We start from the raw sequence: 26,445 nt of genomic DNA on the forward strand, positions 1-26,445 counted from the left end.
CCGCTCGTGAGCGTGCAGCTTGGTTGAGTCGCATGGAGGAGGGGGTGCCGTTAAGTCGCCGTTTGATGATGCTGCTCAAACAGCTACTGCCACCTTTAGTTGCGTTCGTTGTCTTTATTGGCGGATGGGAGCTAATCGCTGCCTTGACGAACGCGCCTGTGTATCTTGTTCCTAAACCTTCGGATATCGTAAAAGCAGCCATTGAGAACAGGAGCGGGCTTTGGGTATCCGTGCGAACGACAACGTTCGAAGCTGTTCTTGGATTTATCCTCAGTATTATCCTGGGTATTGCGGGTGCAATTCTGCTTGCAAGCTCGAAATGGATTGAGAAAAGCGTGTATCCTTATGCTATTATCCTACAAACGATTCCCATTGTTGCGATCGCACCATTGATCGTGATCTGGTTCGATGCAGGCATGAATGCGATCGTGATCATTACGTTCTTAATCGGATTCTTCCCCATGCTATCCAATACTTTAATCGGACTCAATTCGACGGATCAAAATATGAGTAATTTATTCTATCTCTATAATGCCAATGGCTTTCAAACGATGTGGAAGCTTCGTATTCCGGCCGCACTTCCTTATATTGTGGCTGGCTTGAAAATTTCTTGCACGTTGTCTGTTGTTGGTGCCATTGTCGGGGAATATATTGCAGGTATCGGCGGTGGGCAAGGTGGATTAGGCTATGCCATTACTTATGCCGCTGCGCGTTTAAAAACACCTTACCTATTCGCTTGTGGGTTATCTGCTTCCGCGTTAGGGATTGTTTTCTTCTTGTTGGTGAATGCCTTTGCGAAATGGCTTTTGAGCTCCTGGCATGAGTCAGAAATGAAACGTGATAATTAATCGCACAGCGATAAGTAAGAGGTGATTGATTTGCTTGATATGGTGTATCGTCAAGTGCGATTACTCAGTGATCCGACCTTCCAAGGGCCCATAGACATCGGCGTGGCAAAGGGTAAAATCGTCGCGATGGGTGAAGTTGCTGATCGCGGAGAGCGAGAGGTTGACGGAACGGGGCACTTGCTTTTGCCTCCTTTCGTAGAGTCGCACATTCATTTGGACACCGTATTAACTGCGGGGGAGCCTACTTGGAATGAGAGTGGTACACTGTTCGAAGGGATAGGCCTTTGGCAGAAGCGCAAACAGACACTCACGTATGATGACGTCATGGCGCGTGCAGAGAAGGTGCTTCGGATGCAAATCTCATCGGGTGTCCTTCATGTACGGACGATGGTGGATATTTCAGATCCAAGTCTAACTGCATTAAGAGCGATACTGGCGCTTCGTGAGCGTGTGAAGCCTTATATGCAACTGCAGGTTATCGCCTTTCCGCAAGATGGGATTCGTGCCTGCCCCGATAACGAACGACGGCTCGAACTTGCCTTGGAGCTAGGTGCAGACGGTATAAGTGCAGTCCCGCATCTGGAGTCTACGCGATCGGAAGGCGAAGCCTCCTTGGACATCTGCTTCCAGATAGCGGAGAAGTACGGATGCTTCGTTCACGTATTCTGTGATGAAACGGATGATCCACACGCCACATTTATAGAAAATGTTGCCCATCTAGCCATCCGTTCGGGTTTAAGAGAACGAGTAACTGCTGCACATGTGAATGCGACAGCTTACTATAGTGAAGCGTATTTCCAGAAATTGCTGGGCATCGTGGCGAGGTCGGGGATTCATATCGTATGCTGTCCGCTAATCAATAGTGCTATGCAGGGGCGATTCGACAGTAGTCCCAAAGGTCGGGGGATTGCTCGCATCAAGGAGATGTGGCTGGCTGGTATCAATGTAAGCGTTGCTCATGATGATATCCGGACGCCATTCTATCCTCTAGGTACGGGAAATATGTTGCAAGCGGCTCATATGGCTGCCCATCTAGCCCATATGACAGGGCGTGAGGAACTAGCTGAGCTGGTTCGGATGGTTACCCTACGAGCTGCCCAAACCTTACAATTGAAGGATTACGGCATAGGATTAGGTCTACCTGCTAGTTTCATTATGCTTCCTGGTGAGACGGCAATGGATCTGATTCGGGGGCAACCTTCGTGCCGTAATGTCGTAAGTCAGGGTCAACTTATTACCGAAACCTTGCCAGCCAAAACTTTCTGGTTCACTGACAATTAAGAAACGCTCGCCTGTTACAATGAGGTGGGCGTTTCATTTTGTTTGTAGAATGTTTACATGGTTAAGAAGGAAAGCACAAACCCCCGTCGAATTCATTTAATGTAAATAAATTACAGGCATCTTGGGGGAAGGTGAATACATGCAACAATTGCTTCTAAAGCATCAATTGCGATGGAAAACATGGTTAGTTCTCCTTATTGGGCTTTTATTTATGGCTAATCATGTTTTCGCGGAGCAGCCTGAAGGCATGAAAGCGATTCCAAATTGGTCGTTATTATGGGGAATTCCCACGGATAAGATCGAGGATATCATGGCTTCGCCACGTGATAATCAATGGATGACTATCGAGAGTGGAGCGGAGATGCCAGATAAGCCAGATAAAGTTTCTACAGCCTGGGTACGCATCCAACTTCCGAAACAGTTGCCCAAGGACTATGGCATGTATATTGATCGTATCTATGCGCAACATTTGTCCGTGTATATTGGAGGCCGGCTCCTAAATGAGGTTAAATTTGATTTTCCTACGGATCAACAACGCAGCCTATTTCCACTGAGTGCAGAAGACGCTGGAGGGATTGTGTATCTAAAGCTTCAGACCTCCATGGAGCGTCTAGGCATTCAATCTGACATCGTGATCGACCATTACTCCACCTTGACGCGAACATTTATTTTCCGTGATTTACAGAATATTATTCTCGGGTTTGCTTTTCTATTTATTGCCGTGATCATGCTTATTTGTTCCTTTTACTTGAAAAAAATAGGGCGGGCTACATGGATTTCTCTAAGTTTAATTATTCTAACCTTAGGCACAATTTTTCTTACCTATTCGCCATTTCTCTATGCTAATTTTACCCGCTTTGGGGTTGTATTCTTAGACATTTTTGATATTTCACTGGCCGTCTTACTGCCAGCATTAACGTACTTTTTTGAGAAAATTTTCGACAATGGCCGTTTCAACTGGGTTCGATGGTTTCGTAAGTTTCAAATTATGTATTCAACTTTCTGTGTTGTATTAATCTTATTCAATCAACTCAATGATTATCAATTTATTGGAGCCTATCATTTGTTCACGGTTACCCTCTTAGGTGCAATCATGATTATCCAATTTATTACGATTATAGGACTTTCTATCTTTTTTGTTATAAAAGGCAATAGAGAGGCTGTCATTTTCTCTTCTGGCTTTGCTATTTTCGCACTCATGGGGATGTTTGATCTCATTCTCTACTATGCGAATAATCAAAAGTATCAGTTTTTCCTTTGGAAATTTGGCGTAGTTGGCTTCATTATTGCACTTATCGTCATTCTGGGTAGGAGATTTGCGATTAATCAGGAGCAGATGTCGAACTATTCGAAAGAACTTGAATTCTACAATCATCAGTTGCAGCTATCGGAGAAGATGGAAATGATTAGCTCATTAGCGGCTTCTGTGGCACACGAGGTGAGAAATCCGCTTCAAGTTACGCGTGGATTTCTGCAGCTTGTGGCAGCTAGAACAGACGACAAGAACAGGGAATATATGAGTATTGCGATCGAAGAATTAGATAGGGCTTCAGTAATCATTACTGATTTTCTGACCTTTGCGAAGCCGCAACTGGATGAGATCGTGGAATTAAATGTGAGTAAGGAAATTAGCCAGATTGAAGGAATCATTGTTCCTTTAGCGACATTGAATGGTGGAAGAATCACCGTCAGCGTACCAGCGGATTTGCATATCTATGGGAACTCTTCGAAGCTGAAGCAAATCTTGATCAATATTATTAAGAATAGTATCGAAGCGTTCCAAGTGGATGGTCAGATTAATATTTGGGCGTATAAGAAAAATGAGGAAGTCTTTATCCATATCAAAGATAATGGTGAGGGGATCGAGCCGATACAGCTGGCAAAGCTAGGAGAGCCCTATTATTCAACAAAAACGAAGGGGACAGGCTTAGGCTTAATGGTCACCTTCAGGCTTATCGAGATTATGAAAGGCAACATTGAATTCAAAAGTCAAAAGTATGCAGGAACAGAGGTCATCATGCGTTTCCCCTATGTGATTGTGAATTGAAAAAAGGTGTTCCGCTTATGAAGCGGACACCTTTTTTATATGACTACCAGATACCTTCTGCACCATTGGAAGTAACCAATATCTTAGCTGGATTTGTAGGGATTACTAGAACGAATTCTGTTGATGTTTCTTCAACAGCCTTAACTTTGATATCGTTTGGGAGTGTAATGTTAAATGCTTGTTTAAGCGCAGCTTTGGGATCGGCTAAAAGTTGTTGTTTAAAGGCTTCATCTTCCCAAGCTTTTTGAATAATTTTGGCTTTTACGCTTTCATTTGTGGACATTTGTATTCACTCCTAGTCATTTGGGTAATTTTTCCTACAAGAAAAAGTATACCATGACTATATCTAATAATCTATCAAAATTTATCATTATTAGACAAAAAATAGTAGAATCCGCCAGAGAGTAAAGCAGCCCTTCTGTCTTTGATTTCATTAGCCACCCGATGGATATTCTGTACGAGTGAATCATGGAAAGCGATAAGCTGCCCCATACCGACAGCCAAGCTTAGCAGATGCTCGTGATGAGCGTCCGCAATGCCGGCATAAGCAGCAAACATATCATGAACATAAAGCTGCTTTTTGATCAATTCAGGCGTAAGGGCATCTGCTGTCGAAAGCTGCAATGTGTTGCGGATGGATGATAATAAGCAATTATAGGATCCATCCTCTAGATCCTCTTCCCAATCTGCCCAATCGTCCAACATTTGCAGGGTAACAAGTGTTTGCTCAACCGCAGCTGTGACGGCGGGGATTAGATGCGATTGATTAGCTAGAAGAAGCGCGCCAGTACTGGCATTTTTAACAGGACTCGCTTTTTTGGCTATTTGCAATTTGTCCTGATAAAAGTAATCAGATTGCTGCTCATTTGTTACACTTTGGGCCCATTCAAGAATATACGTCTCATAGTAGCTCCAGAAGGGGGAATCTGAAGGAAAGAGCTCCCTATAGATGGACAGGAACTGAAAGTGAAACAAGTTAGCTAGAGGTAACTTGCTCGCATGCTCCCCTTTGGCAGCATCCATAATATCATCTTGAATGAAGTAATAGAGCATGACGAATATATTGGCCAGTGACAGCTTATTCAGCGTTTCGGCACGAAGTTCACTGATATCTTCCATCCAATAGGGGAGGAGATAGCAAATATAATTTTTGGTAGTACCCTCACGACTTGCGTCAAATTTGGCTAGATAGGCGAGACCAAGCTGATCCAATGGCGTTGGAAATTGGCGGACTGCTTCCTTAGCTTCTTCAAAAACAATGTGTAATTGGTTTTCGTGTGCAGTGAGCCATGTCATCGTTCTTCAATTCCTTTCTGATGAAGGGTATTTTCGTATTTCAGCTGCTTGCGGAAATCGTTCGGGGTGATGCCATTGTATTTCTTGAACAAACGGTAGAAATAGGAGTCGCTTGTGAAGCCGGTTTTTTCAGCGATTTCAGCTACGGAGAGTGATGTGTTTAGGAGTAAATCTTTGGACTTATGCATGCGCACATCTTGGATAACATCGGTAATGGCGATCATCGTATGCTGTTTGTACAAGCGGCTGATATAAATGGAAGACATCGCTAGCTCGTCGGCTATGGAATTGAGGGATAGATTTTGATTCGCATAATCCCGATCAATGATGTCGTTCATCTTTTTGATGAGTTCCACGTGTTTGGAACTTCGTTTTTCATCTAACTTTTTCTGTAGCTGCCTAAATAAGTCAATGAATTGTCCGTTGATTTCTTCAATCGTCTCTACGTGAGTCAGAGAAGCGACTGCAGCATCCAGATAAAGGGGGAAAGCAAGCGCATTATTCTTATTAATCGTCGTTAGCACATTATTGACGGTTAACGTTAGATGGGAAATGGCCAAATGAACGACGGTGTAGGGATATAAAGACGTTTCATAAATGATCTCGGTATAGATACGTTCAGCTTCTTCGGAATCACCCGTCATGAGACAATCGACAAGCTGTCTTTCTTTTTGAGAGGGGAATTTGTACTCTTTGGTGCGGTACGCAATGATTTCTTCTGACGAAATAATACAGCCAAGGCCTCTAAACAAGCGATGATAGGAGGCTTCTAGCAGCTGTTTGTAAAGCTGAAAGCTCTGATTGGCATCATCTTGTAGCGGGCTCACGGTGATCGATACGGATAACTTAATGAAGGACGCGATGGACGCTTGCATGTTTTGGAGTAACTCGGTAAAAGCAGAGCACTCCCAGATGAAATCTGCTTCCTTAGCAGAAAGAATCAGGATGATATGATCGTCTCCCATATCGACGCCCTCCGCGTGATAGGTTGTTGAGCTGATCTCTGTACAAATATTCATAACGGCATAGCGAAGCAAGGTAAGCTGATCCTTATAGGTGCGCATGTTTTCTTCGTAGCGATCCATTTTGACCATAAGCAATAAAGAGGGGTGTCCGATTGTGATGTTGGAGCCAAAATACGTTAATTTTGACTGCAAAGCCTGAGGGTGATAAGCGTCTCTTCCCATAATAATATTTCTCAGGAAATTTTGCCGCAAAATTTGCAGATTATCACGTTTTTCTATCTCTAACGTTTTTAAGCTTCGAATGACTTTATCAATGGGATCGAAGAGTCGTTTAGACATAATGAGTGAAATCAGCAGCCCCACGAGAAGAATAGTGAGGGAGATATAAATCGTTTTGAGACGCATGTCTCTGATTTCTTCCGTAATAATTGTGTAGGGGGTTGTACGCACATAACGCCAACCTAGAGAATCAGGTGCCGTGTACGAGATCAATGATTTCGTATCATTCACCGTATCCACCAAATAGCCTGGTGAGGATGGATTAGCGATAATCTGTTGGATATAACCCTTATCGGCATAATTGGACAGGATGGGATTTGTCCCATCTGTGGAAATGAGAGTGCCTTCTTTATTAATAATGATTTCATTGCTTGCTCGATTGTTGGCTACGTTTTTCAAAGATTTATTGAAGAAGGATTCAGAAATATTGACGACGACCGCAGAATTTAAGGAATTATTTAAATTAATCGCATCATAGCACAAATAGGAATAGATCCCGATGGAAGTTGATTCAAGTGAGTTTGGACCGTTTGCTTTGAAATACCTGGGGATTGGTAAGAAAGGGATATAATTCTGAAAATGATCGAGAATATCAATCATGCTAGGATCGCCTAGCGTGGCTTTCGTTTGGATACCGCTCTGGAAATTGTTAGAGCTGACATAGAAGAGCTCCGATTTTCCATTATATACATAAATTGATTCGATGAATGGCATGGCTAGACGATATAAATTCAATTGCGACATGCTGCCTTGGACATCATAGATATCGGGTTTATCGTAAAACAACAATTTACTGATCACAAAATCGCGATAAATTTGAAAGGACAGGGAGGTTGCTGTTTCCGTTATGGTTCGAATTTCTTGGCTTGTTTGGAGCAAGGAGTTGGAATCGGATTCATACACTTGTTGGAGTGCAATATTATCAAAATTAACATAGAGGATCGTTGAGGAGACAAGCAGTGTTATGACAATGGATAAAACGATACTAAGCAGTATGTTGCGATACATGAATTTGCTCTCTTGATTGCGAAGCATCATGCGATCTGTCTCCCCCTTTGGTAAAAAAAGTATATCCCAACTATATACTGTGTGCAATGGAATCGGATAGTCCTGGGGGCTGAAAAGCGCGATAAAAGCCAGTTTTTCCATGAAAGTTTAGTTTGTGCATATGCGATAATGAGCTTCACTGGTTATTTCGTTCATAAATGTTAGCAGATCTTCAGTATCGCTGATGATACGATCCTGTCTATAATTCGATTATGGCAACCGACAAGAACAACAGGATACATTAAGGCTAGGGAGGTCTACAGCATGATCCGAAAGAAAGGTTTCTTCTATGAGTTACACAAAAATAAATTGTTGTTTCTCATGATAGCGCCAACATTGATTTTCTTCTTTATTAATTCGTACGTACCGATGGTAGGGATCTACTTTGCATTTACCCGTTTTGATTTTAATGGGGGGCTTTTCGGAAGTCCATTTGTAGGATTTGAGAATTTCGAATTCTTATGGAAATCAGGCGTGCTGTGGACATTGACGCGCAATACAGTGGCCTATAACTTGGCATTCATTGTTTTCTTGAATGTGACAGCTATTTTTTGCGCCATCCTATTAAGTGAAATGTCAGGCAAGTTTTTCAAGAAACTTACGCAATCCGTGATGTTCTTACCTTATTTTATTTCATTTGTTCTGCTTAATGCAATCGCTTACAACATGTTTAATTATGATACGGGATTCGTGAATACCACCCTTAAATCCTGGGGATCTAACCCGGTCGATATTTATAACACCCCATCTTCCTGGGTCTTTCTGCTAGTGATGTTCTATGTCTGGAAAAATGTAGGCTACACCATGGTGATCTATCTAGCCACGATCACAGGAATCAGTGATGAGTATTACGAAGCTGCGAAGATTGACGGAGCGAACATATTTCAACGAATCTGGTCCATCACGATTCCAATGCTCAAACCAACTTTCATTATCTTACTTTTGTTCGCTCTGGGCAGCATTATGAAAGGGCAGTTCGATTTATTTTACCAGTTAATTGGAAATAACGGGATTTTGTACAATGCAACGGACATCTTGGATACGTATGTATTCCGTTCTTTGAAGGTGACGTTTGATATCGGTATGGCGACTTCTGCTGGGTTATATCAGTCCATCTTCGGATTTGCGCTAATCATGACCGTCAATTATTTGATCAAAAAATCTAACGATGAATATGCACTCTTCTAGGAGGTGAACCGCTTGCGTACCAAAGGAATTGATTCTGTCACATTTAATCTCATTGCCTATCTCGTCATTATCGCGATTTCCCTTGTCTGTATGTTTCCATTCCTGCTTATCATTTCCGGCTCTTTAACGGATAATGACTCGATTATACGCGATGGCTATCACCTCATTCCGGATGTCTTCTCATTAACGGCTTATAAAGCTGTCCTAACCTACCCTGAAAAAGTGTTAAGAGCTTATGGGGTTACCATCTTCGTTACCGTGGTTGGCACCGTGCTTGGGTTGTTCATGATGACCATGGCAGGGTATGTCCTCCAAAGGAAAGATTTCAAATATCGGAATAAGCTTTCCTTCTATATTTACTTTACCACCCTATTCGGAGGCGGCCTTGTCCCATGGTACATCATGATAACGAAATATCTGCAGCTGACAGATACGTATGCGGCACTGATTTTTCCAGGGCTCATGTCCCCCTTTCTTATTATATTAATGCGCAGCTTCATTAAGTCATCGATTCCTGAAGAGCTGACGGAGTGTTCGAAGATTGACGGTGCAAATGATTTTACCATTTACTATCGTGTCGTACTGCCTCTAGCCATGCCCGGTATTGCTACGGTTGGGTTATTCCTGGCTTTACATTATTGGAACAGCTGGTTCTCCACATCGCTTTTCATTAATGATCAGAACAAATACGAGTTGCAGTATTTTTTGTACAACATCATAAACACAGCAGCAGCGGTATCCAGTCTTGGCATCAGCACAGGTGCGACGATGAGTCAGGAAATTCCGACGGAATCGACCAAACTAGCGATGGCAATCATCGTGACGGGACCCATTCTTTTCCTGTACCCGTTCGTTCAACGGTTTTTCGTTAAAGGCCTAACGATAGGCGCTGTTAAAGGTTAGAACTGAAACGGAATCACTCCGTCAGCTAACATAGATTGTTGTTCTCATTCTAAATGGACTCAAATAAAAGGGAGGATTTACATGAAAAGAAATGCAAAGAAGATGTATAGTGTGTCCGTTGCCGTTGCGCTCGCCGGTTCCGTTATTGCAGGGTGCAGCAGCTCGACAACCACAAGTTCTCCGAGCCCTTCCGCAGCAGCAGTAGCAACCAAAGCGCCAGAAGCAACGGCGGCAGCCGCTACCGCGAAACCAACAGGACTAGATACATCGAAGAAAGTGGAATTGCAATTCTACATGTTAGGGCCTGCACCGAAGGATCTTCCTGTCATTGAAGAAGAAATTAACAAGTTAGCCTTGAAGGATTTGAACGCGACGGTCAAATTCAATTTCACAACATGGACGGATTGGGATCAGAAATATAAGCTGCTATTATCTTCCGGTCAAGCGGTGGATCTGATCTTCACAGCAGAGTGGACACAGTATCAATCATACGCGAAAAAAGGAGCCTTCCTAGCACTGGATGAGCTACTTCCGAAAGCAGCACCGAAATTGAATAGCTTTGTACCGAAAGATATGTGGGAAGCTGTCAAAATTGATGGCAAAATCTTCACCGTTCCTGCCACTTATAAAGAGTATGTAACGACAGGTTTCATCTGGCGTGAAGATCTCAGAGAGAAATTCAATTTGCCGAAACCAGATTCATTGGCTAATTTCGAAGCCTATCTAGCTGGCATTAAGAAAAATGTACCTGACATGGTACCATTGGCAGCCAATAGCGATGTGAAGGGCAGTCTTTCTGATCAATACAAGAACTTGACGATCGACCCTATTGGAGCTGTTCCTTATGGGCTAAACATTGGTTATAAGACACCATCAGAGGTTAGCTTGTATTGGGGCTCTCCTGAACATTTGAATGAATTGAAAACGATGAAGAAATGGCAAGACGCCGGTTACATTACGAAGAACGTTCTGAATACGAAGGATGCCATGACAGACCTGATCACAAGCGGTAAAGCAGCAGCGAACTTAGGGGATAATCCTACACGTTTTAACGATCAGAAGCTCAAAATTGCCTCTACTCACCCAGATTGGAAGCTCGAATACTATCCAGCTCCTATGATCAAAGGTCATGCTGAGCCTGTACACCCGATTCATAATGGCTTCGCGATTCCAAAAAGCAGTAAAAATGCTGAGCGTGCGCTGGCGTTCTACGAAAAAATGGTAACAGACAAAACGTATAATCAATTAACGGAGTATGGTATTTTAGGCAAAAACTATACAGTAGATAATGGTTACTACACCATGATTGGTGACAGCAACAGCAATGGTTTCCCAAGAGAAGCTATGCAAGGTTGGGCATGGAGAAATCCAGAGTTTATGTTATTTGACAAAGGGTATGATGGCGTGAAAAAGATTTTCGCAGATTTAGATAAAATTGCAACCCCAGATAAATACACAGGTTTTGCAGAAGACTACACAAGCTATCAAGCTGAAAGAGCGGCGTTAGAGCAAGTTGAGAAGCAATACCTCTACCCACTTGAAGCAGGGCTTGTAGCGGACGTAGAAGGCGGTCTGAAAACATTTATGGAGAAAGCGAAAGTAGCTGGGCTGGATAAGATTCAAGCGGAATACAAGAAGCAATGGTTAGAGTATGTAAAAAGTCAAAATATTAAATAAGTGAGTTCGAATAAATTCGAGTCAGCCGAGGAGCGCCTGTTGGAGGGGCGTTCTTTGCGTTTTGTATTGACAGTCAGAGGCTTTTTGTTTAAATTGGAAGCAAATCGATTGTTCACAATATGACGGAGAGAAAGGAAACGACAATGAACAGTAGTGAATTTTTGAAGCTGGAGAATCAGCTTTGTTTCAGCCTATATGCGAGCTCCAGAGCGATTACTCGTATGTATCGCCCTTTTCTCGAAGAACTCGGTATTACCTATCCGCAATATCTTGTACTGCTTGTACTCTGGGAACAAAAGGAAAGTACGGTGAAGGAGCTCAGTGAGAAGCTGGATCTAGACTCAGGGACCCTAACACCGATGCTCAAGCGAATGGAGGCCCAGAAGCTTCTCGTTCGTAACCGTTCGCAGGAAGATGAGCGTGTTGTTCTTATTCGCATCACAGAGGCAGGGCTAGCCCTGCATGATCAGGCGCTGTGCATTCCACAGACACTGTTTGCTTCAAGTGGTTTGTCAGCTGAAGAAATTGCCAATTTTAATGCACAGTTGAAACGAATTATTACTAGCGTGAATGCCTCAATGTAAGGAGCATCTTGGGGATTCTCGATGAATCGAGGCTTTCAAATGAATTACTTTGTGTATATTCTTATTAATAATATTGTTCCCATTTGTATTATGATTGCGATTGGCGTAACGATGTATCGGGCCTTCCGCATTGATATTCGTACGTTGTCGAAGCTTAATTTCTATGTATTCTCCCCTGCACTTGTTTTTGTGAAGCTCTATGAATCCGAAATGAGCCTTTCCATCCTGATGCAGGTGCTCTTATTCTTTGCCATTTTTTTCAGCTTGTTATTCGCGATCATCGAAGTAATCATTCGCATACAGAAGATGCAACGCGGCATGCGTATTGCTATGCGGAATAGTGTTATTTTCTATAATAGTGCGAATTATGCACTGCCATTGAATCAAACTGTATTCGGCGGCAATGCCTATACACTTGCGATTCAGATCGTGATTATGATTATGCAGACGCTCATCCCAAATACCTATGGGATTTATACGTTAAATGCACATAAAGCGTCTTGGAAAGCAACATTGAAAACGATTCTCTCGTTACCGGTGATTTATGCCATTCCCATCGCGCTTTTGTTACGTTATTACCATGTGCCGGTGCCATCTTCGATTCATATCCCGCTGAATTACATAGCAAATGCCTTTATGGCAACGGCCTTGTTGACCTTAGGTGTACAGCTCGGCGCAATGAAATGGGAGTTTCACTTCTCAAATGTGTTATTATCAAATATGCTGCGATTGGCGATTGCACCACTGTTAGGTTTTTTTGTCGTGTGGATGCTAGGGATTGAAGGCTTGACGGCGAAGGCATTAGTTCTATCTTGCGCAGTTCCTACTTCACTCAGCAGCGTACTGCTGGCCATAGAGTATGAAAATGAAGCGGAATTCTCCTCTCAGGCTGTCTTTACATCAACGCTATTTAGTATGTTTACGATTCCAATTGTTATCTATTTATTGGATTTTATGTGAACATAATAGGGAATCATGAAAATAGCAGGAATATCGACAATTTTCGGCGAATGGGTACTTATACCTAAAATTATCCAAATATAAGGAGGATTTTTACGATGAGATACCAATTTTGCCAGTACGTTACGATTGTTGATATGAATGATGAGATAATGTCTGAGGTATTATTTGAACATGGGGAATATGAAGCGAATGCGGTTGCAATCGGTTCATCTGTTCTAATTCACCAACTAGGTTTGAAACAGTTCGATGTTGTCTATGACAAGCGTGAAGGCAAGACGATTCGTTACAAGATCGAGGATATTGAAGTGAATTTAATCGAGATGCCTACTGTTTCGCGTGTCTTTTTGGAGCCAGTTCAATTGATTGTGGGTCAACATGATATTGGTGAAGTCGAGTAATTTATTTTAGCTGTGAAAGGAAAGAAAGTCTTATGATGAAATTGTTTTTGCTGATTGGAAGCTTGAATGCCTTCCTATCCGTTGCCTTAGGTGCATTTGGCGCTCACTATTTAAAAACGAAAATTCCGGATAAGATCGATGTTTTTCAAACCGGTGTTCATTATCACATGATTCATGCGATTGCTCTTATCGCGGTCGCATTGCTTACGGACAAGCTAGGAAATAATTCGCTGGTAACTGCTTCTGGTTGGGCGATCTTCATCGGAATTATTTTGTTCTCTGGTAGTCTGTACGGATTAAGTTTGACGGGAATCAAGGCCTTTGGGCCTATAACACCTTTAGGTGGACTAAGCTTCCTAGTCGGCTGGATCCTGCTAGCCCTTGCTGCGCTTAAGTTGAAATAGGAGAAAGAGCCAGAGAAATCTGGCTCTTTTTAGCATTTTATGGCAAGTTAGCAGGAAATGGCACTACCTTTGTAGAAATAAAGAAGGATTAGTTATTCGTGCGTGAATATCGGACAACATTTGGGAGTCAGGTCGGACATCTATGAAAAGCTTCCCTAACGAAGATAGAACAAGGTAAGGAGGCCAATTCGTGAAAAATCGGCTCTATATTGGCATATATGTGCTTGCAGCCATATACGTTAGTCTTTTCGTAAAGCCGTACGCACCATGGATTTGTCTCTTGGGTGCACTTGTATTGCTTTACATCTTGTTTGGTAATAGGATGCGGCAAGTAAAGTCGAGTTCCAAGGAACTACCGAGGGATCACGCCTATCTCAGCGTACTGGATCCCCTTTTTGAACATAACCCCAATGCGATCGGAATTTTAAATGAAGAGGGTAAATTCATTCGCATGAATCAAGCGGCGGAATCGATCCTAGGGTACTCGGTTACAGATCTCTTGCACCGACCTTTTACGAGCATTGTAACGGAAGAACAATTGAAGCTTACGGAGCGGCAGTTACAGCAAAGCCGTAATGGAATTCCATATACGTTTGAGACTGCTGTGCATCATCAGCGTGGTTATCGTGTTGATCTACACGTCACAGCTGTCCCCGTCGATATCCATCATCACGCCAAAGGCAATATTCTGATTTGTCAGGACGTGACAGAGCGTAAGCGGGGGGATGAGCAAGTCCGTTATATGGCTTATTACGATGATATGACGGGATTGCCGAATCGACGGTTATTTAGAGATCATCTGAATGAACGGCTTCGTTTGTGTAAAGCCGATGGGCATAGAGTTGCGGTGTTTTATTTGGATATCAATCGCTTCAAGCTGGTTAATGACAGTTTCGGCCATGATTATGGCAACATGCTGCTGCTTCAACTAGCAGAGCGATTCACGCGGTGCGTAACTGATCAGGATTTTCTAGCACGCACGGAAGGTGACGAATTCGCTTTTTATTATTCACATGTTGAAGATGTGAACGATGTAATGACGGTTATTGCAGAGATCAATCGTGTCTTGGAGAAGCCGTTTCTTCTTGAACAATACGAGTTGCATATCACTTCGAGTATCGGTGTAGCTATTTCAGCAGATGATACAGACGAAGCTGATACACTGATGAAATATGCGGATATTGCATTGGCGAGGGCGAAAGAGAAAGGTCGAAATGATTTTCAGATCTTCAATTCGGACATGAAATCTGTTTCTATTAATCGGTTGAAGCTGGAGAATGAGCTTCGCAAAGCGCTAATTAATGAAGAATTCGTACTGTACTATCAGCCGCAAGTCGAGATTGAATCGGGACGTATCGTTGGTGTTGAAGCTTTGATCCGTTGGAATCACCCCGATAAAGGGATGGTTATGCCCAATCATTTTATTCCATTAGCGGAAGAAAGCGGATTGATTGTTCCCATTGGCGAATGGGTGCTCCGAGCCGCATGTAAGCAAAATAAAACCTGGCAATCAGAGGGTTATACCCCTATGCCTATCTCCGTGAATTTATCCATGAGACAGTTCTTTCAACATAATTTAAAAGGGAAAATTAGCCATGTTCTTGAGCAGACAGGGCTGGACCCAGCCTATTTGGAGCTGGAGATTACCGAAAGTATGACGATGGATGTTGAACATGCGATTCTATCGCTGCTGGAATTGAAAGCACTTGGTGTGAATGTAAGTATCGACGATTTCGGTACGGGTTACAGTTCACTCTATTATTTGAAGAAATTTCCCATTGATAAGTTGAAAATTGACCGATCCTTCGTACGAGATATTATGGTGGATCCGAATGATGCGGCTATTGTGGCGACAATTATTGCCATGACGCACCATTTGAATCTGAAGGTCATTGCAGAAGGTGTGGAGACGGAAGATCAGTTGAATTTCTTATATCAGAATCGATGCAATGAAGTGCAGGGTTATTGGTATAGTCCTCCGGTTAACCGTGTTGAGTTGGAACACATGCTCAAGAACGGTATTGCAGCGGCGTCTGCAGTTTCGTTAGCTAAATAGAAAAGGTACCCTTGCAGATGATCAGCAAAGGTACCTTTTTGTTTAGTGAGTGGCTACATAATCCTCAATCTCATTGAGCTTAAACAGATAAACCTTCTTCTCATCGACATGATAAACGGTTACATTTTGGCTCATGCTATCGAAGTTAAGGATGCGACAAGGAAGGCTCAATTTAATACCTTGTGCTTTAATCACTGTCAAACGGATCAAGGTATTATTGGTTTTAAAATTTTCAAGCTGCTCAACAATGTTCAAAGCAGCTTCGGAGTGGTTCGTTCTGACCGTAGAAACTGGTGAAGAAACGGAAGGCTTTTTATTTGAATGTGAGGAAGCTAAACTTCCTTGTTTCGTGTTCAATTCAATAAGTTGACCTAGCTGAATACCTTTAAGGATTTGATAATCTTTAACGGTTTCTACATTTAATAAATGAAGGAGCTTTTCCATTGCAAGGCCATTCGTTTCGTCTTCAATTAATATCTCTACGGTGAATAAATGCCCATTCTTTGGACTTGAGTTTGAGTTCCGCGGGTTCATCATTGCCTCCTAACTGCACTGAAAACACAATAGCTTTACTATATCATGATATCATGACCAAATGTAGCTTCGTTTTTCATAAATCGTTGTGATAGAAGAATACAATGAGATGATTATACCGTGAAGGAAGGTTGAGCCATGAAATGGATTGTACTCGTTCTTGTTCTATTGGGGATCCTGTTTTTAGTTTATCGGATGACGTTGAAAGTAAAAGATAAGGTTACGGCAGGGAAGATCATTAAACTGTCCTTGCAGGGAAAGAAATCTTCGAAGCTGAATAAGCAAACTTGTTCATTTTGTCGTAAGAAGCAAAAGAAACTCATCTTTTACTCAGACGAGCAGGGAAGGGTTGTTGGCGTCTGTCCGGTCTGTAGGCAACAAGCGGAACGAAGAGCGTTAATGCGGTTATAATCGACTTCATAAACAATACTTTCTCAGTAATGTTAGAATTGATTACCGCGGGAGTGATTGACAAAATACTTCTGTTCGACAACATTGTCTCATGATATACTAAAACAAATTGGTGAATGTATCCTTTTCCTGTTTCTACTAATTAATAATTTTAGTAGAAAGTGATAAGTTATTACATGCTCTCATAAACATTCATACTAGTGTAGTTTACTAGGAGGTGTTATATGAGTAAGAAACGAGGAGGGAAAAGGATGAGTCCAAGCCATCTAACTAGTATTAAAACTGATTCAAAACAACCGAAAAGGTTAAGCGCGCAGGATATTAGAAAGCAAATTGGAATCAAAACAACTTCAGGTAAGAGGTTGGTTGACCTTTATAAAGAGGGGAAATAAATCGATCAATGTCAAGCAACATCTTATCTTTTGAAGATTGTAAGTATCATGATTTTTCTCGTGCAAGTATCAATTTGGATACTTGTTTTATTCTTGCTTATCTAGATTCCGATGACTCAAGAGGAGATAAAGTGGCCGTCATAATGGATAAATGGAGCCATGATGGTGTTAAGTCCATTGCCATTAGCAATCATGTTACAGCTGAAGTCATACATAATATTTTTAAAAATAGAATTAGAGAAGTTATTTATCTTTCGCATAAAAATAAAAGGTCAAAGAGTACTAAAAGCTTGTATACTTTCTCTGCTGATGAACTACTAATAATTGGAGATGCGGAAACGGCTGCAAAGCTTGCAAGTCTTCTTAGCGACAATATGCTGAATAGATTACTTAAAAATGGTGAACTCAGTTGTAATTTTGAGAATTTGCTTAAAGATTTTAAGAATAAATTTCCCGAATTTATTCCACATCTATCGCAATATTATTCAGAGTCAGCTAATGCTTTTTATGTTTTTATAGATAATTTAAAAGCAATTTTGAATATAGATGTTATTGATACTCCTGTTTCAGATATTTATGCTCAAAGAGAGGCTATACAACATATGTCTGATTATCAGTTAGGAATTTTCGATTCTTTCCATTTGGCTTTAACTTCGGAGTATGATTATTTTGCTACTTTAGATGGTGATTTTACAAGTAAGTCTATTGCTACTGGGTATTTCGGTCTCGCTAAAATCTTGAAAATTGCTTAAGTCACTCCATCACGGGGTGGCTATTTTATTTTTACTTTTTTTCATTTTCTTGATTCGAAGCTACATGACAGCGTAATAAATGAAGCGTTAATGCGGTTGTAATCGAAAATGAAGACGATTTTCACAATAAATAGGAAATTCACACAGAATCTTTACAGTAACCTCACACCGTACTAGCCGCAGGCGCATATACTACCGTAAGACTGCGAAGAGGAGCTGTGCAGAGCATGATGCGCGTAGAACCCATTCTTCTTGAAGGCCATACAGCAATCGCGATAGAGGTCAAATTGCCGAAGACGACCTTGTTAGTGGTGACGACGGATAAAGGTTACATTATGTGTGGAGCCCTCGATGTGGGGCTGCTGAATGAGCGATTGAGTGACAGGAATATAGTAGCGGCGCGAGCAACAGGGGTTCGAACGATTGAGGAGCTACTGGAAGCACCGCTTGAATCAGTGACCTATACAGCCGAAGACCTGGGCATAGTAGCTGGGATGACAGGTAGAGAAGCTATTTTGAAAATGATGTAAGTCATATGAAATGGTATGCTTGAACGCTAGGGGGATGGACCTTAGCGTTTTTTTGCATGTGCAAGTTTACAAAGCAAGGCATGTCAGCTGTGCATGAAAATAAAAATGAATAAAAATTCACACTTCCTGCAATTTCCTTGCTTTTTTTATACATAAAGGTGTTGTTATTTTATTAACCAAGTGTTAATATATGATTCGTCCAATACATAGAATGGGGGAAAAACAGTGAAAAAGTTAATGATATCGATCGTAGCAGCAGCTCTAGTTCTAACAATGGCCGGATGTGGCTCAAAAGATAGCGGTGGCACTAAAATTAAATTTGCAACAGATGCAGCCTATGCACCGATGGAATATATGGATAAAGACAAGGTGGCAGGCTTTGATATCGATTTCCTTGCGGAAGTCATGAAAGAAGCCGGTCTTTCCTATTCGATTACCAACACAGGTTGGGATACCATGTTAACGAGTGTTCAACAAGGTAAAGAGTATCAAGCAGGTATTTCCAGCGTATCCATCACGGATGAGCGTAAACAAACGTATGATTACTCTGCTCCCTATTTTGAATCAACGAACATGATCCTTGTTAAAGAAGGCAGCCCGATCAAAACAGCACTAGATTTGAAAGATAAGAAAGTAGCCGTTCAAATCTCCACGACGGCAGATACGCTTATGACGAAAATCATGGGTAGCGAAAACAAGTCTTTGAAACGTATGGATAACAACACGCTTGCGCTATTGGAGCTTGAGAACAACGGTGTAGACGCGGTAGTTGCGGATATTGCTATTATTCGTGAGTACGTTAAAAATAATCCAAACAAAAAATTCGTTTCGATCGCTGACGCGAAAAACTTCGAATCCGAATACTATGGCATCTTGCTTCCAAAAGGCAGCGACCTGAAAGCGAAGATTGATCCAGCCATCAAGAAAGTCATTGAGAATGGCAAATACGCAACAGTGTACAAAAAGTGGTTTGGTCAAGAGCCAGATACGAAAAAATTGCTTGATCAAAAATAAAAGTTCAAAAGCATGCGTGATGTAACCAAGCGCATGCTTTTCTTCTGTAAGTAGCAAAATAATGCATAGAAAGGAAGTGTGGAATGGATTTTCGCTTTGATATTATTTTGGATTACCTGCCATTGCTGCTAAAAGGTACGCTATGGACGATTGGTATTTCCATTCTCTCCATCTGCTTCGGTTCTGTATTGGGACTGGCGGTTGGTTTGGGTAAAATGTCGCACCGCGGCTATCTGAGATGGCCAACAAGTATGTATGTTAACTTTTTCCGTGGCACACCGTTGCTGGTTCAAATATTGCTCGTCCATTTCGGGGTTGTGCCTTTATTCTTAGGCTCAACGAACCCGATTATTGCTTCCATTGTGGCACTATCCTTGAATTCAGCAGGATACATGGCGGAGATTTTCCGTGCAGGTATTCAGTCGATTGATAAAGGTCAGACCGAAGCCGCTCATTCTCTGGGTATGACTCATTTCCAAACGATGAAATCGGTCATTTTGCCGCAAGCCATTAAACGTATGATTCCGCCTTTTGGGAACGAATTTATCGTATTGATCAAGGATTCGTCGTTGTTTGCCATCATTGCAGCGCCTGAACTTATGTATTGGTCGAATGCCATGCGCAGCCAATATTTCAAAGTATGGGAGCCGTATTTAACAGCTGCACTTATTTACTTCATTCTTACTTACTCTCTTAGCAAGCTTCTCAGCTATATTGAAAGGAGAGTATAAACCATGACAGCTATGATCGAAGTGAGGAACTTAAAAAAAGCCTTCGGAGATAATGTCGTCCTTCGCGACATCAGCGCAGATATCCAGCATCAAGAGGTTCTGGTTGTGATTGGGCCTTCAGGATCAGGAAAATCTACGTTCTTGCGTTGCTTGAATTTGTTGGAGCAGCCAAATGGGGGGACGATCTCCATTGAAGGTCGAAATCTCTTGGATCCATCGAATAAAATTAATGAGATTCGCATGGAACTGGGCATGGTATTTCAGCGGTTTCACTTATTTCCACATATGAAGGTTATCGATAATATTATGCTGGCTCCGATCCAGGTACGGAAGTGGCCTGAAGAGAAAGCACGTAAGAAAGCCATGGAGCTTCTAGCTAAAGTTGGACTTGCAGATAAAGCAAATGCACTGCCGGACTCCTTATCAGGTGGTCAGGCACAACGTGTCGCGATTGCACGTGCACTTGCGATGGAGCCGAAAATTATGCTATTTGATGAACCGACTTCTGCTCTAGATCCCGAAATGGTTGGCGAAGTGCTGGCCGTCATGAAACAATTAGCCAAAGAAGGGATGACGATGGTTGTCGTTACCCACGAAATGGGCTTTGCGCGCGAGGTAGGCGATCGTGTTATGTTCATGGAGCAAGGGGTTATTGTGGAGGAAGGCAAGCCAGAGCAAATTTTTGAGGCACCGACCCAAGAGCGTACGAAATCATTTTTGTCAAAAGTATTATAGTTCTAAGATCGGGGAGACGCTGCAGGCGTCTCTCTTTTTTTGTACCTTAAATAACGTTACGGGAAAACGCTAATCCGTGCTAATGGACGACCAGCTGAACAATAACGTTATGCGTCCTTTTTACCAAAAAATAAACATGGGAAAAATCACAATATGCTATGATAGAAAGATATTATCCCATTTATTAGTAACGAAAGGTGACGTATGCCATCGCTGTTCTCTCACCTCATTAATAGATTTCAACTTCGTGTTCTGCTTTATTTGCTTGTAGCCATAACCCTACCTTTATTTGTCGCGATCTATGTGGGCAATCACCAATTCTCATCCTACAGTGAGCGAGCCATGATGCAGGACATCGATAAGCAACATGATCAACTTGTCCAAAGCGTACAACGAGAACTCTCCGATTTGACGGAAATAACGCATCGACTTGCTGCGGATTATGGGATCCTTTCTATGGCCAAGCGCCAAGAGGCAGCTAATCCAATATCAGCGGATTTGAATGCCTATGTGAATAGTCTGCTTTCCGAGCAAACGGTGCACACACGGTATATCGAACAGGTGTGTTTAACTGTCCAGGCATCCAACCGAACCTTATGTGCGCACAATGGGGAAGTAGATGGGAAGCTGATGTTGCAAGGGAAAAGTTTGAATAAACGCTTTGAACCGTTAGGAGAAGATGTTAGTCATGCCAACGCTTATCTGCTGACGTATTCGGAGTCCATGATAGATCGGGCAAGCACGCAAGAGCTTGGTAAAGTGATCATTTGGATAAATATGAACAAGCTGTTGAAAGAGATTACGGGCACTGGAAAAAATACTTCCTATACCTATGTGTTGCTAGCCCCAGATAAGCGGATGATTTACCGAGATGGTGTTTACACAGGAGATTGGCAAGGCGGGGCCCAGGAACTTGGCAGTGTACATAAGGATGGAACACGGATCTATTCCGTGAAACAAGTAGAAGTAATTGGTGGCGACCCTTGGTTATCGTATTACGATGCTCCACTGTTACCATATAGTTTAACTGCATTACCTGCTTACCGAATGTGGCTTATCTTACTAATTGGTTTAGTTATCGCATTAAGTTTAGGGGGAATCCTGCTTTTTATCTCCACGGTAACGAAGCCGCTGTATGTACTGAAAGCACTAATGAATCGTGCTGAGCGAGGGGATCTGCGGGCGTATTGGACGTTCAAAAGTGCAGATGCATGGATGCAGGTTGGTCAAAGCTATAATCAAATGTTGAATCGGTTAGAAGATCTGATTAAGCAGGTGAAGCGGGAAGAGTCGCTGAAGAAAGAAGCGGAGATGGAGGCGCTCCATTATCAGTTGAATCCGCATTTCCTCTACAACACGTTGAATACGATAAAATGGGTGGCCAAACTCCATAAAACACCTCAGATCTCTGAGGTCGTTAGTGCATTAGTACGCCTTTTGCAAGCTAGTTTAGGGAAAAAAGGGGATTTTATCACGCTGCGTGATGAAATGGGGCTGACCCATGATTACATGGCCATCCAAAGATTTCGTTACGGGGATCGGATCCAGATCGAAACGCATGTGGATGAAATCACATTAGGGTGTTTAGTTCCAAGAATGCTCTTGCAGCCGCTAGTGGAGAATGCGATCATTCACGGCATTGGACCGACCAAACGAGAAGGCGTCATTACAATTCGGGCCTGGTTAGATCGGGATCTTTTATTTTGCCAGGTGGAAGATAATGGTGTGGGGATGCAGGTAACGGAAGGCAGTTCGGGCTGGGAAGCTATGCAAGCTGCAGGTGGAGCACAGGCAGAGCGTATGCTTAAGGAACGGATGAGCGGTGTGGGAATCTCACATATTCGGGAGAAAATTAAACTGATCTATGGGCCGGAGTTCAAAATGCATATTACGAGCAAACCTGGTGAAGGGACCACGGTCAGGATGTTTCTTCCCATCCATCAGGGCGAGGAGTGAAGGGGCAAATGAATGTACTTGTGGTGGATGATGAACCTATCATTCGGCAAGGATTACGTGAATTAGTAGATTGGGAATACCATGGCTTTACCTATGCTGGGGATGCGGAGGATGGTCTGGAGGCATACGAGCTTCTGGAAGCTTTAGATATCGATATCGTGATCACAGACCTCATCATGCCGCGAATGGATGGGTTAGCCTTGATACGGAAGTTAAAAGATAATCCAAGACCGATCAGTGCCGTCGTACTGAGCTGTATGGATGATTTTACGTATGTGAAAGAAGCGATGAAGCTGGGGGCTAAGGACTATTTGCTGAAGCCGACGATGGAGCCTGAGTCCTTAATTGACATTCTGCTCGGTGTGAAGACAGAACTCCAAAATCAACGATCCGAACGAAGGGATCAAGAGCTGCGGGAGCTTGAATTGGCGTCGACCCTGCAGATGCAGCTTGCGCATCGTCTGCAGTTGTATTTGCAGACGGGGCTCGGCGAAGCTGAGCTGCAAGAGGAGCTATTTGGCGCTGCGGAATCCGCTAGCGCCAGTCGTACACATCTTACAGCAGGCAGCTTAGTCAGCCTGCTGCTGCACACCGGGACCAGCGCTGCCGCCGCAGGCTGGCGCTGGACGGGCTGCGTCGCGGCGCTGCCGCTGGCCGCCGACAGCGTGCTGCTGCTCATGCCGGCAGCAGCAGCCACAGACGCTGCCGCCGCGCTGGAGCGCGCGGCGCAGGTCCGGCTCGCGGATGCGCCGGACTGGTTCATCGGAGCCGGCGTCGTCATCCGCCGGCTCCAAGACGTGCAGCCTGCTGCGGCGCTCCACGCGCAGCAACTGCATGAGCGATTCTACGGCGGGAGCCGGAATCGCCGGATCGTGCTTGCGCCAGAGGCCGCAAGCCAGGTTACAACAGCGCTGCCGTATGACATACGCAGCGACCTTCTGCGCTGTATCGTGCACGATAACAGCGAGGGGTATCTGCATCATGCGGACGCCATGTGCGCACGATTGAGGGAGCAGCGCCCTGAGAAGGGGAAGGTGCTGCCCTTTATCCAAGAGCTGCTAGCGCTGGCTGCCGGTTATGCGCGCGAACGCGGCTGCGCAGAGATAGAACGCTATGAAGAGCTGTTCGTTCATAACCAAGCCCTAAGCCATTGTGTCAGCTTTGAACAGGTGACGGAGCTTGTTCGTCAAGCGCTGAGCATGCTCATGGCAAACACAGGTGCTGTGATAAGCGGCGATCAGCCGCCTCGCTCCAACAACACGTTCATACGTAAAGTGCTGACCTTTATGCAAGAGAACTATGCTTTGCCAATCAGTACATCAGACATGGCTGATCACGTTCGACTCAGTCGCAGCTATTTAAGTGATTTATACAGTAAAGAAATGGGAGAATCCCTGAGTGAAACGTTGACGCGCATTCGGATGGAGGAAGCGAAGTTGAGATTGCGAACGGGGGAGATGAAGGTCTACGAAGTAGCGGATGCCGTAGGCTTTCCTGATGCCAAAACATTCGCCAAGACGTTCAAACGTGTTGTAGGTTGCTCACCCAAAGAGTTTGAGAAGCCGATGTAGTCGCTTTGGTCCGAATCTCGTATATCGTAGAGTGAAAAACGAACAAACAGACACCTTTTCCAACAAAGGTGGTCTGTTTATTTAGGTTGTAAAGGTTTACATTTAAAGAGAACCTAACCTGTAGAATGAGTGTAAAGATGAGGTGTTAGCTTTGACTATGCATGAGTATCAAGTGCCCATGGTGCAAGCCATTGGTGTCACACGTGTATTTGGGAAAGGAACCGGTGCGGTACATGCTTTACGTGGAGCCAATCTTTCGATACCAAGAGGCAGACTTGTTGCCCTACGCGGGAGGTCTGGATCTGGTAAAACAACGCTGTTGAATATCATTGGCGCCTTGGATCATCCTTCGGAAGGTGCCGTATATCTGGAAGGGATGGAGATCAGCTCGCTCTCCGAGTCCAAACGTAATGAACTTAGACGGAAGCAGATTGGTCTTATCTTCCAATCATTTGCCTTAGTTCCGTATATGTCCGCTTATGAAAATGTAGAGTTCGGTTTGCGTATTTCGGGTATTCCTCCCAGTCAGCATAAATCATTGGCTGAAGAAGCGCTGCATTTCGTAGGTTTGAAAGCTAGAATGAAGCATCGTCCTTATGAGCTTTCTGGCGGTGAGCAGCAGCGAGTTGCTATTGCCAGAGCAATTGCCCATAAGCCTAAACTGATTCTGGCCGATGAGCCTACGGCGGAACTAGATAGTCGAATGGGTCTTCAGATACTCAAATTGTTCAAGGATTTGGTGCAAGAAGGAATGACCATTATTTTAACTACACATGATTTGGCAATCATGGAGATTGTCGATGAAGTCTATGCATTGGAGGATGGTTCCATTGTCGATGAAGGTTAATACAATCGCTTCAAGGCTTATTCTAATAGCGGGCTCCCTATTCATTCTAGCGGGCTGTTCTTTGCTGCCGAAGGAAGAAGAAGCGTTGAAGCCGCCTTTAGTTAAACCAGTCAAAGAAAATTTCGAGCTGTATGAAGTGAAGAAAAGTACGATTACCAGAAAGCTAAGTGCGCTTGCGACATTCAGATCTAGCCAAACGACGAGTTATTCCTTTAAAGAATCGGGCCATCGACTAGCTGGCATGCGGGTCAAATCCGGAGATATCGTGAAGCAGGGAGATGTACTTGCTGAATTAGAGCAGGGTGACTTGCCAACGAAGATTGCGCTGCAAAAGTTAAACCTAGAAAAAGCGCAGATTGCCAGCCAACAGGCTAAGATGACCACGCCAGATCAGGAGTTTGCGATTCGACTTAAGTCTATCGATGTGGAGGCGGCGCAGCTGCAACTTGCCAATCTGCAGGCTGAGCTAGCAAAAACTAGAATTACGGCTGAATCCGGTGGCGTTGTTACCTTTGTAACAGATGCGCAGACAGGGAATATAATCGATCCTTTCAACACATTGGTGGTCGTGTCGGATCCAGCGAAGCTGCAATTATATTATGAATCATCCGATAGTGTGGCGCTGGCAGGTGTTGAGGTTGGGATGAATGTGGATGTGAAGATCGGCTCACAAGGGAGTGCGGTGCCAGGTAAAGTGCTGCAGACGCCTTCAAGCGCGCCTCGAACCGATAATAAACAGCAAGCTGAACGAAATGCCAAAACAATCATTGTAGGCATTCCAGAGGGGACGGCGGGAGCACAGATCGGAGCATCTGGTGACATGACGATCATTGTAGAGAAAAGAGAAAATGTGCTCGTAATCCCAAGAACAGGACTTCGTTCTTATTTAGGTCGTGATTACGTGCAAGTGCTCAACGGTGAAAGCCGGAAAGAAGTGGACGTAGAGAGAGGGCTTCTCACAGCCACTGAAGTGGAAATTCGTTCAGGACTGACCGAAGGTCAGCAAGTCATTTTAAATAATTAGCGCGCTTTAGAG

The 26,445-nt window shown here is 43.4% G+C and carries 26 protein-coding genes; 22 read left to right on the forward strand and 4 right to left on the reverse strand.

Going from position 1 to position 26,445, the window contains the following annotated elements; all coding sequences use genetic code 11:
- The first annotated feature begins 65 nt into the window (after positions 1-65).
- From AC58QT_RS19015 to AC58QT_RS19025, 3 genes are all read left to right on the forward strand, one after another.
- Positions 66-848, forward strand: a complete 783-nt coding sequence (locus AC58QT_RS19015; protein ID WP_497281590.1) for an ABC transporter permease — start codon at positions 66-68, stop codon at positions 846-848.
- Positions 849-887: 39 nt separating this feature from the next.
- Positions 888-2,129 (forward strand): amidohydrolase family protein, encoded by a 1,242-nt coding sequence (locus AC58QT_RS19020; protein WP_497410566.1) that lies wholly within the window; start codon positions 888-890, stop codon positions 2,127-2,129.
- Positions 2,130-2,268: 139 nt separating this feature from the next.
- The gene (locus AC58QT_RS19025; RefSeq protein WP_497410393.1) at positions 2,269-4,176 is read left to right on the forward strand and encodes an ATP-binding protein; all 1,908 of its coding nucleotides are present in this window, start codon (positions 2,269-2,271) and stop codon (positions 4,174-4,176) included.
- 43 nt (positions 4,177-4,219) lie between these two features.
- On the opposite strand, the gene AC58QT_RS19030 is transcribed toward AC58QT_RS19025, so the two are convergent.
- From AC58QT_RS19030 to AC58QT_RS19040, 3 genes are all read right to left on the reverse strand, one after another.
- Entirely contained in the window at positions 4,220-4,459 is a 240-nt protein-coding gene (locus AC58QT_RS19030) for an NHLP leader peptide family RiPP precursor (protein ID WP_497410394.1), read from the reverse strand.
- A gap of 74 nt (positions 4,460-4,533) precedes the next feature.
- Entirely contained in the window at positions 4,534-5,472 is a 939-nt protein-coding gene (locus tag AC58QT_RS19035) for a hypothetical protein (protein ID WP_497410395.1), read from the reverse strand.
- Positions 5,469-7,754, reverse strand: a complete 2,286-nt coding sequence (locus AC58QT_RS19040) for a helix-turn-helix domain-containing protein (protein ID WP_497410396.1) — start codon at positions 7,752-7,754, stop codon at positions 5,469-5,471. Before AC58QT_RS19040 ends, AC58QT_RS19035 begins: the two co-directional genes overlap by 4 nt.
- A 273-nt stretch (positions 7,755-8,027) precedes the next feature.
- On the opposite strand from AC58QT_RS19040, the gene AC58QT_RS19045 reads away from it, so the two are divergent.
- The 8 genes from AC58QT_RS19045 (at position 8,028) to AC58QT_RS19080 (ending at position 15,936) form a co-directional block, all read left to right on the forward strand.
- The gene (locus AC58QT_RS19045) at positions 8,028-8,951 is read left to right on the forward strand and encodes an ABC transporter permease (protein ID WP_497410397.1); all 924 of its coding nucleotides are present in this window, start codon (positions 8,028-8,030) and stop codon (positions 8,949-8,951) included.
- A gap of 12 nt (positions 8,952-8,963) precedes the next feature.
- Positions 8,964-9,854: a carbohydrate ABC transporter permease gene (locus AC58QT_RS19050; protein ID WP_497410398.1), complete on the forward strand. Its 891-nt coding sequence runs from the start codon at positions 8,964-8,966 to the stop codon at positions 9,852-9,854.
- Positions 9,855-9,929: 75 nt separating this feature from the next.
- Complete coding sequence (locus AC58QT_RS19055; protein ID WP_497410567.1) at positions 9,930-11,531, forward strand: extracellular solute-binding protein; 1,602 nt, start codon at positions 9,930-9,932, stop codon at positions 11,529-11,531.
- A 143-nt stretch (positions 11,532-11,674) separates the two neighbouring features.
- Positions 11,675-12,115, forward strand: coding sequence for a MarR family winged helix-turn-helix transcriptional regulator (locus AC58QT_RS19060; protein ID WP_497281435.1), 441 nt, complete (start codon positions 11,675-11,677; stop codon positions 12,113-12,115).
- Between the two features lie 39 nt (positions 12,116-12,154).
- Positions 12,155-13,075: an AEC family transporter gene (locus AC58QT_RS19065; RefSeq protein ID WP_497410568.1), complete on the forward strand. Its 921-nt coding sequence runs from the start codon at positions 12,155-12,157 to the stop codon at positions 13,073-13,075.
- A 98-nt stretch (positions 13,076-13,173) separates the two neighbouring features.
- Entirely contained in the window at positions 13,174-13,476 is a 303-nt protein-coding gene (locus AC58QT_RS19070; protein ID WP_310500487.1) for a hypothetical protein, read from the forward strand.
- A 35-nt stretch (positions 13,477-13,511) separates the two neighbouring features.
- Positions 13,512-13,880 (forward strand): DUF423 domain-containing protein, encoded by a 369-nt coding sequence (locus AC58QT_RS19075; protein WP_310500588.1) that lies wholly within the window; start codon positions 13,512-13,514, stop codon positions 13,878-13,880.
- Between the two features lie 190 nt (positions 13,881-14,070).
- Positions 14,071-15,936 (forward strand): putative bifunctional diguanylate cyclase/phosphodiesterase, encoded by a 1,866-nt coding sequence (locus AC58QT_RS19080; RefSeq protein ID WP_497410399.1) that lies wholly within the window; start codon positions 14,071-14,073, stop codon positions 15,934-15,936.
- 42 nt (positions 15,937-15,978) lie between these two features.
- Here AC58QT_RS19080 and AC58QT_RS19085 read toward each other — a convergent pair whose 3' ends face one another.
- A complete protein-coding gene (locus AC58QT_RS19085) occupies positions 15,979-16,470 on the reverse strand; it encodes a hypothetical protein (protein WP_497410400.1) in 492 nt (163 codons plus the stop codon).
- A 138-nt stretch (positions 16,471-16,608) separates the two neighbouring features.
- Between AC58QT_RS19085 and AC58QT_RS19090 the strand changes: the two genes are divergently transcribed.
- The 11 genes from AC58QT_RS19090 to AC58QT_RS19140 all read left to right on the forward strand — a co-directional run bounded on the left by AC58QT_RS19090 (position 16,609) and on the right by AC58QT_RS19140 (position 26,433).
- Positions 16,609-16,881 (forward strand): hypothetical protein, encoded by a 273-nt coding sequence (locus AC58QT_RS19090; RefSeq protein WP_497410401.1) that lies wholly within the window; start codon positions 16,609-16,611, stop codon positions 16,879-16,881.
- Between the two features lie 224 nt (positions 16,882-17,105).
- Positions 17,106-17,273 (forward strand): hypothetical protein, encoded by a 168-nt coding sequence (locus tag AC58QT_RS19095; protein ID WP_497410402.1) that lies wholly within the window; start codon positions 17,106-17,108, stop codon positions 17,271-17,273.
- Between the two features lie 8 nt (positions 17,274-17,281).
- Positions 17,282-18,025, forward strand: coding sequence for a hypothetical protein (locus AC58QT_RS19100; RefSeq protein WP_497410403.1), 744 nt, complete (start codon positions 17,282-17,284; stop codon positions 18,023-18,025).
- Positions 18,026-18,252: 227 nt separating this feature from the next.
- Positions 18,253-18,555, forward strand: a complete 303-nt coding sequence (locus tag AC58QT_RS19105; protein ID WP_065854190.1) for a YunC family protein — start codon at positions 18,253-18,255, stop codon at positions 18,553-18,555.
- Between the two features lie 273 nt (positions 18,556-18,828).
- On the forward strand, positions 18,829-19,569 hold the full coding sequence (locus tag AC58QT_RS19110) for a basic amino acid ABC transporter substrate-binding protein (protein ID WP_497410569.1): 741 nt from the start codon (positions 18,829-18,831) through the stop codon (positions 19,567-19,569).
- 83 nt (positions 19,570-19,652) lie between these two features.
- Positions 19,653-20,300, forward strand: coding sequence for an amino acid ABC transporter permease (locus AC58QT_RS19115; protein ID WP_310500483.1), 648 nt, complete (start codon positions 19,653-19,655; stop codon positions 20,298-20,300).
- 12 nt (positions 20,301-20,312) lie between these two features.
- On the forward strand, positions 20,313-21,035 hold the full coding sequence (locus tag AC58QT_RS19120) for an amino acid ABC transporter ATP-binding protein (protein WP_497410570.1): 723 nt from the start codon (positions 20,313-20,315) through the stop codon (positions 21,033-21,035).
- A gap of 204 nt (positions 21,036-21,239) precedes the next feature.
- Positions 21,240-22,991: a sensor histidine kinase gene (locus tag AC58QT_RS19125; RefSeq protein WP_497410404.1), complete on the forward strand. Its 1,752-nt coding sequence runs from the start codon at positions 21,240-21,242 to the stop codon at positions 22,989-22,991.
- Between the two features lie 8 nt (positions 22,992-22,999).
- Positions 23,000-24,562: a response regulator gene (locus AC58QT_RS19130; RefSeq protein WP_497410405.1), complete on the forward strand. Its 1,563-nt coding sequence runs from the start codon at positions 23,000-23,002 to the stop codon at positions 24,560-24,562.
- Positions 24,563-24,719: 157 nt separating this feature from the next.
- Positions 24,720-25,409, forward strand: coding sequence for an ABC transporter ATP-binding protein (locus AC58QT_RS19135; protein ID WP_497410571.1), 690 nt, complete (start codon positions 24,720-24,722; stop codon positions 25,407-25,409).
- The gene (locus AC58QT_RS19140; protein ID WP_497410572.1) at positions 25,399-26,433 is read left to right on the forward strand and encodes an efflux RND transporter periplasmic adaptor subunit; all 1,035 of its coding nucleotides are present in this window, start codon (positions 25,399-25,401) and stop codon (positions 26,431-26,433) included. Before AC58QT_RS19135 ends, AC58QT_RS19140 begins: the two co-directional genes overlap by 11 nt.
- Positions 26,434-26,445 lie beyond the last annotated feature (12 nt).

The sequence above is a fragment of the Paenibacillus sp. J31R109 genome (genome assembly GCF_059692055.1).

What these genes read in the sequence shown, in the direction of transcription:
- AC58QT_RS19015 (WP_497281590.1), top strand. Translation starts at nt 66, where the DNA reads ATGATGCTGCTCAAACAGCTACTGCCACCTTTAGTTGCGTTCGTTGTC.
- AC58QT_RS19020 (WP_497410566.1), top strand. Translation starts at nt 888, where the DNA reads ATGGTGTATCGTCAAGTGCGATTACTCAGTGATCCGACCTTCCAAGGG.
- AC58QT_RS19025 (WP_497410393.1), top strand. Translation starts at nt 2,269, where the DNA reads ATGCAACAATTGCTTCTAAAGCATCAATTGCGATGGAAAACATGGTTA.
- AC58QT_RS19030 (WP_497410394.1), bottom strand. Translation starts at nt 4,459, where the DNA reads ATGTCCACAAATGAAAGCGTAAAAGCCAAAATTATTCAAAAAGCTTGG.
- AC58QT_RS19035 (WP_497410395.1), bottom strand. Translation starts at nt 5,472, where the DNA reads ATGACATGGCTCACTGCACACGAAAACCAATTACACATTGTTTTTGAA.
- AC58QT_RS19040 (WP_497410396.1), bottom strand. Translation starts at nt 7,754, where the DNA reads ATGATGCTTCGCAATCAAGAGAGCAAATTCATGTATCGCAACATACTG.
- AC58QT_RS19045 (WP_497410397.1), top strand. Translation starts at nt 8,028, where the DNA reads ATGATCCGAAAGAAAGGTTTCTTCTATGAGTTACACAAAAATAAATTG.
- AC58QT_RS19060 (WP_497281435.1), top strand. Translation starts at nt 11,675, where the DNA reads ATGAACAGTAGTGAATTTTTGAAGCTGGAGAATCAGCTTTGTTTCAGC.
- AC58QT_RS19065 (WP_497410568.1), top strand. Translation starts at nt 12,155, where the DNA reads ATGAATTACTTTGTGTATATTCTTATTAATAATATTGTTCCCATTTGT.
- AC58QT_RS19070 (WP_310500487.1), top strand. Translation starts at nt 13,174, where the DNA reads ATGAGATACCAATTTTGCCAGTACGTTACGATTGTTGATATGAATGAT.
- AC58QT_RS19075 (WP_310500588.1), top strand. Translation starts at nt 13,512, where the DNA reads ATGAAATTGTTTTTGCTGATTGGAAGCTTGAATGCCTTCCTATCCGTT.
- AC58QT_RS19085 (WP_497410400.1), bottom strand. Translation starts at nt 16,470, where the DNA reads ATGAACCCGCGGAACTCAAACTCAAGTCCAAAGAATGGGCATTTATTC.
- AC58QT_RS19090 (WP_497410401.1), top strand. Translation starts at nt 16,609, where the DNA reads ATGAAATGGATTGTACTCGTTCTTGTTCTATTGGGGATCCTGTTTTTA.
- AC58QT_RS19095 (WP_497410402.1), top strand. Translation starts at nt 17,106, where the DNA reads ATGAGTAAGAAACGAGGAGGGAAAAGGATGAGTCCAAGCCATCTAACT.
- AC58QT_RS19100 (WP_497410403.1), top strand. Translation starts at nt 17,282, where the DNA reads ATGTCAAGCAACATCTTATCTTTTGAAGATTGTAAGTATCATGATTTT.
- AC58QT_RS19105 (WP_065854190.1), top strand. Translation starts at nt 18,253, where the DNA reads ATGATGCGCGTAGAACCCATTCTTCTTGAAGGCCATACAGCAATCGCG.
- AC58QT_RS19110 (WP_497410569.1), top strand. Translation starts at nt 18,829, where the DNA reads ATGGCCGGATGTGGCTCAAAAGATAGCGGTGGCACTAAAATTAAATTT.
- AC58QT_RS19115 (WP_310500483.1), top strand. Translation starts at nt 19,653, where the DNA reads ATGGATTTTCGCTTTGATATTATTTTGGATTACCTGCCATTGCTGCTA.
- AC58QT_RS19120 (WP_497410570.1), top strand. Translation starts at nt 20,313, where the DNA reads ATGATCGAAGTGAGGAACTTAAAAAAAGCCTTCGGAGATAATGTCGTC.
- AC58QT_RS19125 (WP_497410404.1), top strand. Translation starts at nt 21,240, where the DNA reads ATGCCATCGCTGTTCTCTCACCTCATTAATAGATTTCAACTTCGTGTT.
- AC58QT_RS19130 (WP_497410405.1), top strand. Translation starts at nt 23,000, where the DNA reads ATGAATGTACTTGTGGTGGATGATGAACCTATCATTCGGCAAGGATTA.
- AC58QT_RS19135 (WP_497410571.1), top strand. Translation starts at nt 24,720, where the DNA reads ATGCATGAGTATCAAGTGCCCATGGTGCAAGCCATTGGTGTCACACGT.
- AC58QT_RS19140 (WP_497410572.1), top strand. Translation starts at nt 25,399, where the DNA reads ATGAAGGTTAATACAATCGCTTCAAGGCTTATTCTAATAGCGGGCTCC.